This window comes from Paenibacillus sp. W4I10 (genome assembly GCF_030816325.1).
Lineage (GTDB): Bacteria > Bacillota > Bacilli > Paenibacillales > Paenibacillaceae > Paenibacillus > Paenibacillus amylolyticus_B.
In genome coordinates, this window is sequence record NZ_JAUSXX010000001.1 from 200336 (window position 1) to 216746 (window position 16411).

16 protein-coding genes and 1 other annotated feature are annotated in these 16411 nt (G+C 48.3%); of the genes, 15 read left to right on the plus strand and 1 reads right to left on the minus strand.

The window, feature by feature from the left end:
• Position 1: 1 nt before the first annotated feature.
• The 13 genes from QF049_RS00810 to leuS all read left to right on the plus strand — a co-directional run bounded on the left by QF049_RS00810 (position 2) and on the right by leuS (position 14107).
• Positions 2-1249 carry a DUF58 domain-containing protein gene (locus QF049_RS00810; RefSeq protein ID WP_373428192.1) on the plus strand — a complete coding sequence of 416 codons (1248 nt, stop codon included), beginning with the start codon at positions 2-4 and terminating at the stop codon, positions 1247-1249.
• A complete protein-coding gene (locus QF049_RS00815; RefSeq protein ID WP_307534185.1) occupies positions 1246-3459 on the plus strand; it encodes a DUF4129 domain-containing transglutaminase family protein in 2214 nt (737 codons plus the stop codon). Before QF049_RS00810 ends, QF049_RS00815 begins: the two co-directional genes overlap by 4 nt.
• Positions 3460-3569: 110 nt before the next feature.
• Positions 3570-4097, plus strand: coding sequence for a YqeG family HAD IIIA-type phosphatase (locus tag QF049_RS00820; protein WP_036615148.1), 528 nt, complete (start codon positions 3570-3572; stop codon positions 4095-4097).
• A complete protein-coding gene (yqeH, locus tag QF049_RS00825; RefSeq protein WP_017687184.1) occupies positions 4094-5221 on the plus strand; it encodes a ribosome biogenesis GTPase YqeH in 1128 nt (375 codons plus the stop codon). The genes QF049_RS00820 and yqeH overlap by 4 nt, the downstream gene beginning before the upstream one ends.
• A gap of 44 nt (positions 5222-5265) precedes the next feature.
• Complete coding sequence (aroE, locus tag QF049_RS00830) at positions 5266-6135, plus strand: shikimate dehydrogenase (RefSeq protein WP_307534188.1); 870 nt, start codon at positions 5266-5268, stop codon at positions 6133-6135.
• Between the two features lie 268 nt (positions 6136-6403).
• Positions 6404-6697 carry a ribosome assembly RNA-binding protein YhbY gene (yhbY, locus tag QF049_RS00835; RefSeq protein ID WP_017687186.1) on the plus strand — a complete coding sequence of 98 codons (294 nt, stop codon included), beginning with the start codon at positions 6404-6406 and terminating at the stop codon, positions 6695-6697.
• Between the two features lie 15 nt (positions 6698-6712).
• Positions 6713-7303 (plus strand): nicotinate-nucleotide adenylyltransferase, encoded by a 591-nt coding sequence (locus QF049_RS00840; protein ID WP_307534190.1) that lies wholly within the window; start codon positions 6713-6715, stop codon positions 7301-7303.
• Positions 7287-7853, plus strand: a complete 567-nt coding sequence (gene yqeK, locus QF049_RS00845; RefSeq protein WP_124115953.1) for a bis(5'-nucleosyl)-tetraphosphatase (symmetrical) YqeK — start codon at positions 7287-7289, stop codon at positions 7851-7853. The genes QF049_RS00840 and yqeK overlap by 17 nt, the downstream gene beginning before the upstream one ends.
• Before the next feature lie 17 nt (positions 7854-7870).
• Positions 7871-8218 (plus strand): ribosome silencing factor, encoded by a 348-nt coding sequence (gene rsfS / locus QF049_RS00850; protein WP_036615136.1) that lies wholly within the window; start codon positions 7871-7873, stop codon positions 8216-8218.
• Complete coding sequence (locus QF049_RS00855) at positions 8215-9120, plus strand: CvfB family protein (RefSeq protein WP_036668546.1); 906 nt, start codon at positions 8215-8217, stop codon at positions 9118-9120. Before rsfS ends, QF049_RS00855 begins: the two co-directional genes overlap by 4 nt.
• Positions 9121-9249: 129 nt before the next feature.
• The gene (locus tag QF049_RS00860; RefSeq protein ID WP_124115955.1) at positions 9250-10020 is read left to right on the plus strand and encodes a class I SAM-dependent DNA methyltransferase; all 771 of its coding nucleotides are present in this window, start codon (positions 9250-9252) and stop codon (positions 10018-10020) included.
• A 226-nt stretch (positions 10021-10246) separates the two neighbouring features.
• Positions 10247-11203, plus strand: a complete 957-nt coding sequence (locus tag QF049_RS00865; protein WP_307534194.1) for a phosphotransferase family protein — start codon at positions 10247-10249, stop codon at positions 11201-11203.
• 111 nt (positions 11204-11314) lie between these two features.
• Positions 11315-11584 (plus strand) — a binding site (T-box leader).
• Between the two features lie 78 nt (positions 11585-11662).
• Entirely contained in the window at positions 11663-14107 is a 2445-nt protein-coding gene (gene leuS / locus QF049_RS00870) for a leucine--tRNA ligase (protein WP_307534196.1), read from the plus strand.
• Here the strand turns inward: leuS and comER are convergent.
• A complete protein-coding gene (gene comER / locus QF049_RS00875; RefSeq protein ID WP_036615122.1) occupies positions 14088-14933 on the minus strand; it encodes a late competence protein ComER in 846 nt (281 codons plus the stop codon). The two genes, leuS and comER, sit on opposite strands and share 20 nt — an antisense overlap.
• A gap of 185 nt (positions 14934-15118) precedes the next feature.
• Between comER and QF049_RS00880 the strand changes: the two genes are divergently transcribed.
• Both QF049_RS00880 and QF049_RS00885 read left to right on the plus strand, forming a co-directional pair.
• The gene (locus QF049_RS00880; protein WP_307534199.1) at positions 15119-15754 is read left to right on the plus strand and encodes a ComEA family DNA-binding protein; all 636 of its coding nucleotides are present in this window, start codon (positions 15119-15121) and stop codon (positions 15752-15754) included.
• 39 nt (positions 15755-15793) lie between these two features.
• Positions 15794-16315 (plus strand): deoxycytidylate deaminase, encoded by a 522-nt coding sequence (locus QF049_RS00885; RefSeq protein WP_307534201.1) that lies wholly within the window; start codon positions 15794-15796, stop codon positions 16313-16315.
• The last annotated feature ends 96 nt before the right edge of the window (positions 16316-16411 follow it).

Genomic DNA, 16411 nt, shown 5'->3' on the forward strand with positions numbered 1-16411 from the left:
CATGAAGCCGCTTTTGAGAACAGTCAATAGAGGGTTACGCCACCCACGCGTATGGAGCATCGCAATGGTGTGGATGTGCTGTCTGGCTTATGTTTTGTTTCAGGGCGGGAAGACATCCCTTATGTTGCTGTCGATGGTGACCCTGCTCTGTGTGTACCTTGCCATTGCTGGATTTAGCGGGGTAAGACGTGCTCAAGGAGTTCGTAGGTTATCTTCTGGTCCAGACCACGAAGAATTGCTGCATGCGGGTGACCAGGTTCAAGTACATCTGAGTCTGACGATTCCGGGATTCCTCCCGCTTCCCTATGTTGTTGTACGTGAAATGCTGCATCGGCATAACGGAGAATCGTGGTCGTTCAAGGAAAGTTTGATTCCCAATATGCGAGGTAATGGCGAGTTGTCTTTTCAGACACCGCCACTTGAGCGGGGGAAGTATGTTTTTTCAGAAACGGAATGTGCCAGCGAGGACATATTTGGACTGATTGAACATCGAGGAAAGTTTAAGGCAAAAGGTGAGTTTCGCGTACTGCCAAGAACGGTATTTATTCCATATTGGCAGCTCTACGACCGCAAATCACGGTTATCCGGTCCTCAGACGGCGTTAACCCGCTCACGGAGAGAGACCACTCAGATCAATGGTGTACGTGACTACGTATACGGAGATCGACTTTCCCGCATTCACTGGAATGCAACGGCAAAGACAGGGAACTGGAAGTCCAAGGAGTTTGAACATGAGTCTGTGCCTAAAACCATTCTGGTTCTGGATGCGCTGGCATCAAGTTATGAACATGGGGATGCATTCGAAATTGCCGTTTCCACGGCTGCCTCTCTGCTGGAGTATGGTGTCAGGGAACGAATGGGGATGGGGTTGTTGACATTGTCAGACCAGACATCCTTCATGGCCCCCAGTGAAAGCCTGATGGAACGACAGAAGATGATGCATCATCTGGTGGATATTCAATATAACGGTCAGGATACCCATCTGTTGCCTGGCGTGGAAAGAATCGCACGTCAACTGCCTCAGGGAGCTTACTTTGTCGTGATTTCTCCCCAGAAGGATGAAAAAATAATGGAACTGTTGCGCTGGGCCGATACGCGGGGCATGACGCCATGTCATATTCTGATCGATACCAGTGAATCCCGTCGAAGTGCCGAGTGGAATGCCATGTTGCGTGGAAGAGGCACGAGGTCATTCACTGTTTCTCACTTGCAGGAGCTTCCAACGGTGATGGGGGGAGGTTCTGTATGAGTACAAAAGGAAATGAAAACGTTGCAGGCAAACGATCCTGGTATCATGCAGCGTCATTGCTCTGGATTTTCCTGATTGGCATGCAGTGGATTTCCTTTACGCAGGAATCGTGGTACACGGAGACAACTTCTCTGGTCTTATGGACACTTGCAGCAGTCACTGTGCTGGAGGTCATCCTGCCCTTCAAAACGATGTATCGGGCGATCATCAAGGCGGTCGTTGTTGGTTACATTTTGCATAAAACGCTGATTGATTATACGGTGTACATCCCTTATGGCTCTTTAACGGACCGAGCGGAGCAATTCATATTACACATGACGCCGTACATCTGGTTCTCCCTGTGTGCATGGGTGATGCTTGAAGCTGCGCTTCGACTCGTGACCACAACACGTCGCATTCTTGTTTTTCTGGGTGTTAACATCATTTCGATGGGGATTCTCGATTCTTTCACCCAGATTCCACTCTGGATTGAAATCGCGTGGGTGATGTTTGCGGGGATGGGATGGCTCGTATGTCAGCATTTCCGTAACTATCAGCTACAGTATCCACAAGGTTGGAAACGAATCATCCGGTATCCTTATAAAGTCCTGGCCAATATTGCCATTATCTTTTCTTTAATTATTGTAGCCAGCGTTAATATGCCGGAGATTCCACCCACCTTGACGGACCCATATACGGCGTGGCGTAACTATACCGGAACTTCCACAAGTCAGGCTGGTAACGGAAACCTTGATATTCCCGCGGCTACCGAATCGGGATACAGCAGGGAAGACAATCAGCTGGGTGGAGGGTTCAACTTCGACTATACCCCTGTTATGTCTGTCACCACCAATGAGCGTAGTTACTGGCGCGGTGAGACACGTGCAGAGTATACAGGCACAGGTTGGGATGACCGTGGACGGGGTGCGACAGAAAATGTTGAAGCCGGACAGCCTCTGGAGAACCAAGAATCCGGAAATGTGAACACCAAACAAGTGACTCAGAACGTAACGATGCTGAATGACAATGTCTATCCGATTCTCTTTGGTGCTTATTCGATCGCTGAAGTGAGCTCGATTAATGGTGAAGACAGAACAGAACGGATGTTGTGGAATGCCGAACAGGCTGAATTGCATGTGGTGACAGACCGTCAGCAACCACAGTATCCCAAGACGTACACCATCGTATCTGAAGCCCCTGTGATTGTGGAAGATGAGCTTCGTACGAAGTCATTTGAAGATCTGTATAACAGTAATCCGGCAGATGATATGTACCTGCAGTTACCATCCCGTTTCCCTAACCGTGTGTCGAATCTGGCAGCCGAGATAACGGCATCTGCGAATACTCCGTATGAAAAAGTGGCATTACTGCAAAACTACTTACAAACTAATTTTGAATACACGAACAATCCGGATTTATCTCGAAAAGTAAGCAGCGACTTTGTGGAAGGTTTCCTGTTCGACATTATGGAAGGCTACTGTGATTACTTCTCCACTGCGCTGGTGATGATGGCGCGCTCGGAGGGCATTCCTGCAAGGTGGGTTAAAGGTTATGCGCCTGGACAACTGTCCCTGAATTCGGACATGCAGGCTCCACGTCAACCTGGCGCGGAGATTGAGACAACCTACACCGTTACCAATGCAGATGCACACTCTTGGGCAGAGGTTTACTTTGGTGAGTATGGCTGGATTCCTGTTGAAGCAACGCCGGGCTTTGATATGCCGCTGCTGACGGAACAGCCTGCTGTAGAGCCTGTAGATGAGCCTGAAGAAAAGCCAGAAGAGGAGCCGGTACAAGAGGAAGAGCAGACCCCTGCACCTGAGCAGACATCGTCTGCCATCCCGACTTTTGTTATCTGGGCTGCAGGAGCCATTATTGTAATGTGGGTAGCATATATGTTCTGGCGAAATCGTTTCTCCATGCGATTCTTCCTGCTTCGTCTACGGACAGGTGGACCGCTCACCCCTGAACAGAAGGTAGTGGCAGAGACCGAGCGTTGGATTCAGTATGTGAAACGCAAAGGGTTGACCCGGAGCGGAGACGAGACACTTCGTGAATCGGTAGCCCGCTGGAGCCAGGCAAAACCTGCTGCAGAAGCAACGTTGTATGAGCTTCTCACGAAGTTTGAACAGACTCGTTACAGTCCGGCGTCCGTAACTGCCGACGACTGGAAGGGCGTCTATCAGACCGCCTTGAAGCTGCGGAAGGAACTGAAAGCGGAACGGGCATAGTTGTTGCCCGTCCCGTTTTTCCTTTTTTCCTATGCCATCAGGCGCTGTATGCATTTTCAGGAAAGACGGATTTGTGATATAGTGTGTCGTATGAAACTGAGGTGACTTCTTTGTTTAAAATGTTAATGCCCAAGCTGCGTGTAGACACGGTTTTTGACATTAATCTGGAAGAGCTGTACGCTCAAGGCTACCGTGGAATTATAACTGATCTGGATAACACACTCGTTGGAGCCAAAGCCCCTGACGCTACGCCCGAACTGATTGAATGGTTTGCACGTGTGAAAGAGGCAGGTTTCAAGCTGATGATTGTGTCCAATAACAATTTGAATCGTGTATCCCTGTTTGCGACCCCGCTGGATATCCAGTTTGTGCATAGTGCACGCAAACCATCGAATGTACCGTTTCGTAGAGCAATGAAAATGATGGAGTTATCTCCTGAAAACACGATTGTAGTAGGCGATCAGATGCTTACGGACGTTTATGGAGGGAACCGAATGGGGTTATATACCGTTCTGGTACTGCCAATCTCCATTGGGGACGAAGGTTTTATGACCCGCTTCAATCGACGCGTGGAACGGATTGCTCTAACGAGTTTACGCAGGAAAGGCTTATGGCTTGAGGAGGAAAAGAAGAAATGACAGAACCGCATAACGGCAATCTTGCCGTAAGGTGCAGCGGATGCGGCGTGCATCTGCAAACAGAAAATTCGGAATTACCAGGGTTTATTCCTGAGAAGGCATTGGATCGTGAACCGGTTATATGCCAGCGCTGTTTCCGCATCAAAAACTACAATGAGTCATCATCCGTTACGGTGGATCAGGACGAATTCCTGGCGCTGCTTAGCAAAATCGGGGATAAGGATGCACTTGTCATCCATATCGTTGATTTGTTTGACTTTGATGGCAGTATTATCTCCGGTCTGCAACGTTTTGTAGGCAACAATCCGGTATTGCTTGCTGTGAACAAAACGGACTTGCTTCCGAAAGTAACCAACTGGAACAAGGTTCGCAACTGGGTACAGAAGCAAGCCAAAGAACAGGGTTTGCGTACCGTGGATGTAGTCTTGTGCAGTGCGAAGCAAAATCAGGGCTTCGACCGACTGCTTGAGCTTGTAGGAACGTATCGCGAAGATCGTGACGTGTACGTGGTTGGCGGTACCAATGTGGGTAAATCCACACTGATTAACCGTCTGATTCGTGATTACAGCGATCTGGAGCAGGAGCTGACCACATCCCGTTATCCGGGAACAACGCTGGATATGGTGAACATTCCGTTGGATGATGGAAAATATATCATTGATACGCCTGGGATCGTGTATCCATGGCGTTTCAGCGAGATTGTTTCACGTAAGGATCTCGCTGCCATCATGCCAGAAAAACCGCTTAAACCAGCTGTGTATCAGTTGAACTCCGGTCAGACGCTGTTCTTCGGCGGCATGGCTCGATTTGACTTTGTGGAAGGTGATCGCCAGTCGTTCACTTGTTTTATCAGCACTGCGCTTGATATTCACCGGACGAAGCTGGAGCGTGCAGATGACCTGTACCGTGACCATCTGGGAGAATTGTTGTCTCCGCCAACCCGTGAGGATGCAGCAGAGATGGCTGAATGGACCAGACATGAATTCCGCATCAAACGCGGCAGTCAATCTGATGTATTCATCTCTGGCTTGGGCTGGATTAAGGTTAATGGCGATATTGGAGCGCTTGTTGCTGTTCATGCTCCAAAAGGCATTCGTGTACAGATCCGCCCATCCTTGATCTAGTAATCTCAGAAGCTGTACATCAGATGGATCGGAGGCGGAACACTATGTCTGAGCAGAAAAAGTTCAACTCTTCACTTCCCGTGTTGCTTGGTGTTATGGGTGATCCTATTGCTCACTCCAAGTCTCCGGCAATGCACAATGCGGCTCTGCAGGCTGCAGAAGTGAATGGAATGTATATGCCACTGCATGTTCATCCGGATCAACTGGAAGCGGCCGTTCGGGGAATTGTGGCACTGGGCTATCGTGGTGTTAATGTCACCATCCCGCACAAAGAGCAGGTGATGCAGTATCTGGATGTGATCGATGAAAGTGCTCGCCTGATTGGTGCGGTGAATACCATCGTTAATGAAGGTGGAACACTGACAGGGTACAATACCGATGGTATTGGTTATGTCCGATCGCTGAAGGAAGAGGCTGTGCCTGAGCTTGCGGGCAAACGTATCGCTGTATTGGGAGCAGGTGGAGCGGCAAGAGGCGTTATATACGCACTTGCATTGGAGAAGCCTGAGCAGATCCACATTCTGAATCGTACAGCGGACAGGGCTGTTGCACTTGCTTCGGATTTACGGGGCCATGGCTTGGGAGAAATCTCGGGCAGTGGCATGGAAGACGCTGCAACGGTACTGGCTACGGCTGATATCGTGATTAACACAACGGCTGCCGGTATGCATCCTCATGTTGATGACGTTCCGGTTGATCCTGCACTGATCCGTGAAGGAGCAGCGGTGAGTGATCTGATCTACAATCCGCTGGAGACCCGTCTGCTTCGAGAGTCGCGGATGCGAGGATGCACGGTGCATGGTGGTCTGGGTATGTTTGTATACCAGGGCGCAGTGGCCTTTGAACATTGGCTCGGCATTCCGGCTCCAGTGGAGACGATGAGACGAGCTGTACTAAACAGTTTTGAAGTGTGAAATGATATTAAGAGTACATGCAGACGACGAGTGCAGAACCAATCTGAAGAAACGGAGTGGTCGCATTTATCACCGGATTTTCCCTTTTTAAAAAGGGATCAGAAAAATCTGGGGATAACAGCGATCGGAAGATGGTACTGCACTCGGAGTCACCTTGTGTACTCAGTGATCATATTTACCATTGAAAAATAATAATTGAATGGTCAGGTCCGGACAGTTTTTGCGCTGTCGATCAGGGCCTGCTCAACATAAGGAGTATGGAGTATTCATGTTAAACGGTAAACAAAAGCGCTTTTTGCGGTCACAGGCACACCACCTGACCCCTGTATTTCAGATTGGTAAAGGTGGAACAAACGAGCACCTGTTCCGTCACATCGAAGATGCGATTGAGAAGCGCGAATTGATGAAAGTGCAAGTATTGAACAACAATGACGAGGACAGAAAAGAGATGGCAGAAGAAGTTGCCCGTGAAACGGGAAGTGAGCTTGTACAACTGATTGGTAACACAATCATCCTGTACAAAGAATCTCGTGATAACAAACAAATCGAACTACCTAGATAAGGGAGCGTGACGCAGGTGAAGATCGGCATCATGGGTGGTACGTTTGATCCGATCCACATGGGACACCTCCTGGCAGCTGAAGCGGCAAGGGACTCGCATGCACTGGATGAGATCTGGTTCATGCCTTCCCATGTTCCACCTCACAAACGCGGAGCCGGAGCTTCGGGACAGCAACGTCTCGATATGACGGTAGCGGCTGTGAAGGGTGTGCAGCAATATGAGGTGCTGGGTATCGAGATGGAATTGGGCGGAGTGTCTTATACCATCGATACGATGAAGGAACTGTGGCGTCGCTATCCTGAACATGAATTTTATTTCATTATCGGGGCGGATATGGTGAACTATCTTCCCAAATGGGAGCAGATTGAAGAGCTTGCAGAACGCTTAACCTTTATCGGAGTTGGTCGGCCAGGCTTCCAGTTACATCTGGATGATTTACCAGACGAGTTACAGGATCGGGTCCTGCTGGCCGAGATGCCCTTGGTCGATATTTCATCGACAGCCGTACGCAGACGTCTGGCCAAAGGACATTCGGTACGCTTCATGATTCCTGATGAAGTGCACCAATACATTGTAAGGAGCGGTTTATATGGCACTAAGCCGTGATGAACTGATTCAAGCCGTATCCGGACAAATGCCGGAAAAACGCTGGAAGCATACACTGGGTGTAATGGAATCGTCAGTGATGTTGGCTGAAAAATACGGTGCTGATCCTGTGAAAGCAGATCTGGCAGCGATATTGCATGATGTGGCGAAGTACTGGCCCGTAGCGGAGATGGAAGCGGTCATCCGTGATAACGGATTAAACCAGGAACTTCTGCAGCATGACAAGCAACTCTGGCATTCCGAAGTCGGTGCTTTTGTAGCCGAGCGTGATTACGGTGTAGTGGATTCCGAAGTTATTAATGCCATCCGGTGGCATACCTCGGGTCGGGTAGGCATGAGCTTGCTGGACAAAGTGGTATGTCTTGCCGATTACATTGAACCGGGACGAGATTTCCCGGGAGTGGATCACATTCGCGAACAGGCTGAACGTAGTCTGGAGGAAGGTTTAATTGCCGGATTCGATTCGACGATCAGCTTGCTGATCTCGCAACGACGTGTCATTTATCCTTTGACCATGCTGTCGCGGAATGACTTAATTGCACAATTATAGATTATGGAGGTTGGTTCATGACAGTATCATCGAAAGAACTTATGAATATGGCGGTTGCTGCCGCTGACGACAAAAAGGCATCCAATATTGTAGCATTGGATCTGATTAATGTTTCCCTGGTGGCGGATTATTTTGTTATTTGTCACGGGAATTCCGATACACAGGTACAAGCCATTGCCACTGAAATTCGCAAACAGGCTCATGCAGCCGGAGCGACGATCAAAGGTATCGAAGGTATGGATTCTGCACGTTGGGTACTGATGGACATGGGCGATGTTGTTGTTCATATCTTCCACCGCGACGAGCGTGAATACTACAACATTGAACGACTGTGGTCTGATGCCAAAGTGGTGGAAACTGTATGAGTTTGATTGCTGGAACAGTCGTCTCTTTGCCGGTTTCACGTGAAGTGTCTCCGTTTGGTTTCTTTTTGACGACAGGATCGGAAGATGTACTGCTTCACTACACCGAGTTAACGCGGGATATTAAGATTGGTGAGACGCTTGAGGTATTTGTGTTCTTTGATACGGAAGATCGTCTGGCCGTAACGATGAAAAAGCCTTATCTCATGCTCGGCGAAATGGCACGACTGGTTGTGGCTGATGTTCACCCACGACTGGGTTGTTTCCTGGAAATGGGACTTGGACGGCAATTGCTGCTTCCTATTCGTGAATTGCCTGAACTGGAAGAACTGCGTCCTCAAGTGGGGGATGAAGTCTTTGTAATCATGGAACATGACAAGCAGGGACGTCTGCGTGCCAAATTGGCCGGGGAACGTGAACTTTCACCATTGTCTTTCCATGCTCCAACTTCATGGTTAAACGAGTGGGTTGAAGCGACGGTATACAAGCCACTGCAGATGGGTACTTTTGTACTTGTAGAGGGTGGTGTACTGGGATTTGGCGCAATTGGCATGATTCATTCATCCGAACGTAGTCATATGCTGCGTCTTGGTGAAAAAGTGAAATGTCGGGTGACACTGGTACGTGAAGACGGACGTGTGAATCTGGCCATGACTCAACTCAAACAAGTTGGACGTAACGAAGATGCAGACAAGCTGCTCGCCTTTATGAAAGAGCGTCCTATGGGTGGCATGCCATACTCGGATGCAACTCCGCCGGATATCATCAAGCAACGCTTTGGCATCAGTAAGTCTGCTTTCAAGCGTGCCTTGGGCAAATTGATGAAGGACGGACTGGTGGTCCAAAAGGAAAGCTGGACGTATCTGTCCGAATCTGCTCCTGCGGATCAAAGTGAAAACAAATAATCTTCTTGATTAAATAGTTGTAATATGGAACTCGGATAAGGCAGGGATAGGCTGGGTAAACACCGGATGCCCCTGCTTTTTCTTTTGTTAGCAGGATTGGAAAATGAAATTGAAAGTGCGGTGCCTGACATGTCTTACCGGAAATTTGCCTATGTGTATGATGAATTAATGGAAGATATGCCTTATCCGGACTGGATAAGGTTTGCAAGAACAGCATGGGAAAAGCATGGAATGCCCAAAAGTGTCGCTGAACTTGGCTGTGGAACGGGCTCCATTACGATCCCGCTCGTGAACTCCGGTTTCGAAGTTACAGGCATTGATCTCTCAGCAGATATGCTGTCGGTTGCACGCAGCAAGATGGAGGCTACGCCTCAAGGCCATCGTTTGTATCGGGAAGGCAGTGTCCGTTGGGTGCAGCAGGATATGCGGGAATGGCGAGTTCCGGAACCTGTGGATTCGGTGATATCTTTCTGTGATTGTGTCAATTATTTGCTTGAACAAGAAGATGTCATTCGTACATTCCAGCGCACATATGAGATGCTGAAGCCTGATGGAACGTTCCTGTTTGATGTGCATCATCCCAATACCCTTATTCGTTATGATGAGGAGCAGCCTTTTGTACTGGATGAGCGCTCCGTGTCGTATATTTGGACTTGTGATCTGGATCAGGATCGCTGTGAGATCGAACATCATCTCAGTATTTTTTCGCGTGTGGATGATGGTAACAAGGATATGTACCAGCGGTTTGAAGAAGTTCATGTCCAGCGTGCATATAATCCGGACTGGATGAAGCTGGAGTTATCCAAGGCAGGTTTTAGAGACGTGAAGGTATATGCGGATTTTGAATGGAAAGAGGCCGAAGACAGCGCACAGCGCTTGTTCTACGTTGCTGTGAAGTAAGAACGAAAGATGACAACTGTCCTTATGTATGGTGCATAAGGGCAGTTTTTTTGTTTGATTTTCCATGGAGAATGAATAGCGATAGTCTTAAATAGGGTAAAGGAATGCAAGAAAAGACATAACGACGTGACAAAAAGTATTGCCAGTTAAAGTAAAGGAGGCGATAATAGTCGGATAGAAAGCGTTTTCCGAGAAAATAAATCAATTGTCAATGTGAGGTGTAAAAATGGAAAGTACATATAAAACAAGACTTACGTCAGAACAATTGAATGCCATAATAGAGCAGCATTTCTCTGCAAGTATACAGGACTACAAGGAAATGGTAGATGGCTGGGCCAATCATGCATATCTCATTACACTTAGTGACGCACAGCGAGTGGTACTCAAGATTGCACCGTCGGCTTCGACAAATCTGATGCGCTGTGAGCAGGATCTCATGATTGCCGAGGTTGAGGCACTACGCCTCATCACGGAGCTACAGGATGTTCCCGTACCCCAAGTGCTGGCTTATGATGATTCGTTAACCATGGCTTCAGCGCGTTATTTTATCATGGAGTACATGTCTGGAACACCCTATAATCAGGTCAAGGATCAGTATTCTGCGGAAGAGCAGGAGGCCATTGAACAACAACTCGGTCGGTACAATCGTCGAATTAATGAAATCAAGGGTGAGAAGTTTGGATATTTCTCGGAACAAAAACAGCGTTATTCCACATGGAAAGAAGCATTTATGAATTTGATGGATGACATTCTTACCGATGGTGAAGAAGCCGGAATTACATTTTCGATCGATTACCCTGAATTGAGACGTTTGATTGAAGAAAAATCGAATGTGCTGGACGATGTCAAAGAACCTGTGCTTGTGAGTTGGGATCTGTGGGATGGCAATTTTCTAGTAGACGCAGGTCGTATCACAGCGATTATTGATTTTGAACGTTCACTGTGGGCAGATCCTCTGATGGAGCATTATTTCAGTCATTTTAACTATACGCCTGGTTTTGTGAAAGGGTATGGGCATGCGATTACGACCGAAAGTGAGCTGAAAAGAAGAAGCCTCTACGACTTGTACTTTGATCTGGTGCTACGCATTGAGTGCGCTTATCGTCAATATGATAATCAGGAACATGTGAATTGGACCATTCATAATCTGGAGGAAGGCATTGAGCGTTTTCGGTTATCCTAAACAGCAACCAGCGTTATGAACGGTACGAACCGCAGACTTCAAGATGGCGATTATAACGTGTAATATTGACTTTGGGCTTGCTTTTTTATATAATGGTCCCGATATTGTATACATATTTCGATGATAAGGATCAGTAGTAATTCCTGTACATAACAGAGAGCCGGCGGTTGGTGCAAGCCGGTTGACAGTGATTTGCGAACTCGCCTTGGAGAAATGCGGTGATTACACCACTCTGTTTAACCTGCTTGTATAAAGCTTGGGTTTAGGAATGGAAATCCGCATCGGTTAACCGCCGTTACAGGTCCAAAGGGAGTGGATGACGAAGCACGTTCGTCCGCTAACTAGGGTGGTACCACGGGAATTCAACCTCTCGTCCCTAGCGCTGCAAACGCTACGGGATGCTGAGGTTTTTTTGTTGCAATTAAAGCTAAAGCGAATAACCTGAAGGAGGAACAATAGATGACTGAGAATAACCAGCCGAAACACGGCTATCAGCCACAAGTCATGGAAAAAAGTTGGCAGCAATACTGGGATGCAAATAAAACGTTTAAAACGGGTGAGGACCCTGCTAAACCGAAATTTTATGCACTGGATATGTTCCCTTATCCATCCGGTTCAGGTCTGCACGTAGGTCACCCGGAAGGATATACGGCAACGGATATCGTTTCCCGTTACAAACGTATGCGCGGTTACAATGTATTGCACCCAATGGGTTGGGACGCTTTCGGTCTGCCTGCTGAGCAGCATGCACTGGATACAGGTGAACATCCACGAGATATTACATTCCGTAATATTGATAATTTCCGTCGCCAGATCAAATCGCTCGGTTTCTCTTATGACTGGGATCGTGAGATCAGCACAACGGACCCTGAATATTATAAATGGACACAATGGATCTTTATCCAGCTGTACAATAAAGGCCTGGCTTATGTGGATGAAGTTGCAGTTAACTGGTGTGAAGCCCTTGGAACGGTACTTGCTAATGAAGAGGTTATTGATGGCAAGAGTGAACGTGGCGGACATCCGGTTGTACGCAAACCGATGCGTCAATGGGTTCTGAGAATTACCGAGTATGCAGAGCGTCTGTTGGAAGACCTGGAAGAGCTGGATTGGTCTGAAAGCATCAAGGATATGCAGCGTAACTGGATCGGTAAATCGACAGGTGCAGAAGTTGTATTTGCCATTGAAGGTCGCGAGGAAGTTATCAAGGTGTTCACCACCCGTGCGGACACATTGTTTGGTGCGAGCTTTGCAGTACTTGCTCCGGAACATGAATTGGTAGAAGCAATTACAACTGATGACCAACGTGAAGCGATTCAGGCTTATCAGGAGCAGGCTTCTCGTAAGAGTGATCTGGAACGTACGGATTTGGCCAAAGACAAAACAGGTGTATTCACTGGCGCTTATGCAATCAATCCCGTTAATGGTGCAAAACTGCCGATCTGGATTGCTGATTACGTTCTTGCAGGTTACGGTACAGGCGCGGTTATGGCTGTTCCGGGTCATGATGCACGTGACTGGGAATTTGCGAAGCAGTTCGGTCTGGATATCATCGAGGTTATTCAAGGTGGCGACGTTACACAAGAGGCATATTCGGGTGATGGCGCGCATGTGAATTCCGATTTCCTGAACGGACTGAACAATGAAGAAGCGGTTGCCAAGATGATTGCTTGGCTGGAAGAGAACGGCAAAGGACAAGGGAAAGTAACCTATCGTCTGCGTGATTGGCTGTTCAGCCGTCAGCGTTACTGGGGTGAGCCAATCCCGATTCTGCATCTGGAAGACGGAACGATGAAGACAGTACCGGAGGATCAACTTCCACTGCTGCTGCCTGATATCGACCAGATCAAACCTTCGGGTACAGGAGAATCACCACTGGCGAATGTTACGGAGTGGGTGAATACGGTAGATCCGGAAACGGGAATGAAGGCACGTCGTGAGACCAACACCATGCCACAATGGGCGGGTAGCTGCTGGTATTACCTGCGCTTTATCGATCCGCACAATGACAAGGAACTGATCTCCAAGGAGAAACAGCAGCAGTGGCTGCCAGTTGATCTGTACATTGGCGGAGCAGAGCACGCGGTGCTTCACTTGCTTTACGCTCGTTTCTGGCACAAAGTGCTGTATGATCTGGGTGTTGTGGAGACCAAAGAACCTTTCCACAAATTGGTGAACCAAGGTATGATCCTGGGTACCAATAATGAGAAAATGAGTAAATCCCGTGGTAATGTCATTAACCCGGATGAAATCGTGAATGAATTCGGTGCAGATACATTGCGTCTGTACGAGATGTTCATGGGACCATTGGAAGCGACAAAACCGTGGAATGCAAACGGGGTTGAAGGCATGCACCGCTTCCTTTCACGTGTATGGCGTCTCTTCATTAACGAAGACACAGGAGCCATCAATGACAAGATTACGGTGGACGGTGGAACGGATGAGTTCAAACGGACTGCTCACAAAACGATCAAAAAAGTTACGGAAGATCTGGAACATCTGCGCTTCAACACATCCATCAGCCAGCTGATGATTTTCATCAACGATGCATACAAAGCGGACACACTGCCTCGTGAAGCGATGGAGAACTTTGTGCAGCTGTTGTCACCACTGGCACCGCATATGGCAGAGGAACTGTGGAGCCGTTTGGGTCATGAAGGTGGAATCTCTTACGTGGCTTGGCCTGAATATGATGAGTCCATGACAGTAGATGCGGAAGTAGAAATTGTTGTTCAGGTAAACGGTAAAATCGTAACTCGTGCTACAATCGCGAAGGATCTGGATGCACAGGGTATGCAGGACTTTACGATGGAGCTGGCACCTGTTAAGCAGGCGCTGGAAGGCAAGACCATTCGTAAGGTCATTGCCGTTCCAGGCAAACTCGTTAATATTGTTGCCGGTTAATCTCACCGGCTCGGAATAGTTCATCCAGCTTTAACAAATCTTCATCATATTTGTCATGTGTCGTGTGGATCAGGCTGTCGAAAACACCGTCGAGACTTACCTTCAGCAGTGCCAGTGCCTGAGCGGTAATACCGCCAGGTACAGCGACACGAGCCTGAAGCTCTTGCGGGGTGTATCCTCCTTCGGTGAGCAGCTTGCCTGTTCCGAGGAGCATTTCGCCAGCCAGAGCACAGGCATCTGCCCTTTTGATGCCTGTCAGTTTCACGGCACTTTCGATCCACTGTTCCAAAAAGAACGATATGAATGCAGGTCCGCAGCTGGAGAAGTCGGATGTGATTCGTGTACAGGCTTCATCCACTTGGTACGGCCTGCCTATATGACTGAGCAGACTTTCCAACACAGCGCGGTCTTCACTGGTCATTCGTTCGCCATGTATGCAGAGGGATGCTCCACTGCCGACTTGGTGTGTGACGCTGGGAATTACCTTGGAGACTTTGCAAGGAAGTGAAGATTCCAGATGTCGCAGCTGCACGGGACTGGTGATCGAGACAATTATATGATTGGGATTCACGACAGGCAGGATGTCGTCAATAACATGTTTGAATTCAAGCGGCTTCACGCACAGGAAGATGATATTACTTCGGATCACCGTTTCCCGGTTGCTCTGGGATTCATGCAGACCGGGGTAACGAAGGGATAACTGACGTACTTTGGACGGGGTCCGATTGCTGGCCGCAATCTGCCGGGGCTCAAGTGCACCCGATTGGATCAGGGCATAGATTAGCAGGCTGCCCATGCTGCCGGTTCCGATAAATCCAACCTTCATTGTTTCAGGCCTCCTTTCATGCTTTACGGTACTGGCGCAGTTCATTCCCTCTATTCTATGCGTGAGGACCTGTTTCACATGACATGAAAAATGCACAACTTGTTTCATCAGGAAAGTACAACGGTTCGGAAGCACCGCCCGTGTTCGAAATGAATGATTTTGAATTCAGGGAGAGGTGTGAAAGAATGAGATGGAACAAAGGGATGACCATTGCTGCTGCGGTGGTTGGAAGTATACTTATATTATGGTCGGGCAAAAGTGAACAACCACCTAGTGGCTGGGAACCCTTGCAGCTCGGCACCGAGAAGCCGACGATAGAGCAGGAACTCCCTGCTGTGCAGTCGGCTACTTCGGTTCAGGGCAATACAGGAGCATCTTCGGGTACGGATGCAAATGGGATGCAGACTGGGAATGAGGCAAAGGCAGGAGAGTCTAAAGAGTTTTCGAGCATTGGGGTTGAAGGTGATTCGGGAGTTCAAACTCCAAATCAGACGAACGATAATCCTTCAGATGCTGCTACTTCGATTGAACCAGTTACGCAAAGTACGAATTCGAATCCTTCGGTTCCCTCCGAGATGGGCACGAACAGTAATCCACCTGTAGTTGATGAGGAAGCTAGCGACAATGGTAAGATTGATGTGAATACTGCATCTGTCTCCAAGCTTACGGAGCTTCCCGGAATTGGGGAGAAGAAAGCTCAGGCTATTGTGGACTATCGGAATGCACATGGTCCTTATGCAAAAGTCAGTGATCTGACAAAGGTCAAAGGGATCGGCATGAAGATGCTGGAGAAGATGGCACCGTATGTGCAGATCCGGTAATATTAGAATAAAAAATGTGTTGAGCGGGAGGAAAGCAGCATGAGTACAGTAGAGGTACGCAAGGACTGGGATACGTATTTTATGGACATCGCGTATATGGTTTCCACCCGTTCCCGCTGTTCGCGTCGTCATGTGGGTGCAGTTCTTGTTCAGGGAAAGAAACTGCTGGGAACAGCCTATAATGGTGCACCCACCGGCGTCCCGGATTGTTCTGAAGCAGGTTGTATGATATCGGAAGAGTATGAGTTGGTCGTGACCGATGGGCAAGAAGAAATGGTGAAAAAGCAACGATGCATTCGCACAATCCATGCGGAGCAAAACTTGCTTTTATTCACAGATCGAATCGACCGCGAAGGCTCGTCCGTGTATGTGACTGACGAACCGTGCTGGACATGTGCCAATATGCTGGCGAATAGCGGGATAACAGAAATCGTGTTTCATCGTTCTTATCCTAAAGATAGCGGCAAGGTTACAAATATGATGGAACAGAAGGGAATAACGTTCCGCAGGCTGGAGAATTACCAGCCCCCGCGGGAAACGATGATGACCGTGAGCAATTAATGTGAATATGGTCGAATACGCGAGGGAGAACCTCCGGCAAGCCTGAATTGGCTTTCCGGGGGTTTTTCTGCGTTCAACGGGTGAAATGAAGGAGGG

Bases quoted from the DNA above. Each gene is read 5' to 3' on its own strand.
- QF049_RS00810 (WP_373428192.1), top strand. From the start codon at position 2: ATGAAGCCGCTTTTGAGAACAGTCAATAGAGGGTTACGCCACCCACGC.
- QF049_RS00815 (WP_307534185.1), top strand. From the start codon at position 1,246: ATGAGTACAAAAGGAAATGAAAACGTTGCAGGCAAACGATCCTGGTAT.
- yqeH (WP_017687184.1), top strand. From the start codon at position 4,094: ATGACAGAACCGCATAACGGCAATCTTGCCGTAAGGTGCAGCGGATGC.
- aroE (WP_307534188.1), top strand. From the start codon at position 5,266: ATGTCTGAGCAGAAAAAGTTCAACTCTTCACTTCCCGTGTTGCTTGGT.
- yhbY (WP_017687186.1), top strand. From the start codon at position 6,404: ATGTTAAACGGTAAACAAAAGCGCTTTTTGCGGTCACAGGCACACCAC.
- yqeK (WP_124115953.1), top strand. From the start codon at position 7,287: ATGGCACTAAGCCGTGATGAACTGATTCAAGCCGTATCCGGACAAATG.
- rsfS (WP_036615136.1), top strand. From the start codon at position 7,871: ATGACAGTATCATCGAAAGAACTTATGAATATGGCGGTTGCTGCCGCT.
- QF049_RS00855 (WP_036668546.1), top strand. From the start codon at position 8,215: ATGAGTTTGATTGCTGGAACAGTCGTCTCTTTGCCGGTTTCACGTGAA.
- QF049_RS00860 (WP_124115955.1), top strand. From the start codon at position 9,250: ATGTCTTACCGGAAATTTGCCTATGTGTATGATGAATTAATGGAAGAT.
- QF049_RS00865 (WP_307534194.1), top strand. From the start codon at position 10,247: ATGGAAAGTACATATAAAACAAGACTTACGTCAGAACAATTGAATGCC.
- leuS (WP_307534196.1), top strand. From the start codon at position 11,663: ATGACTGAGAATAACCAGCCGAAACACGGCTATCAGCCACAAGTCATG.
- comER (WP_036615122.1), bottom strand. From the start codon at position 14,933: ATGAAGGTTGGATTTATCGGAACCGGCAGCATGGGCAGCCTGCTAATC.
- QF049_RS00880 (WP_307534199.1), top strand. From the start codon at position 15,119: ATGAGATGGAACAAAGGGATGACCATTGCTGCTGCGGTGGTTGGAAGT.
- QF049_RS00885 (WP_307534201.1), top strand. From the start codon at position 15,794: ATGAGTACAGTAGAGGTACGCAAGGACTGGGATACGTATTTTATGGAC.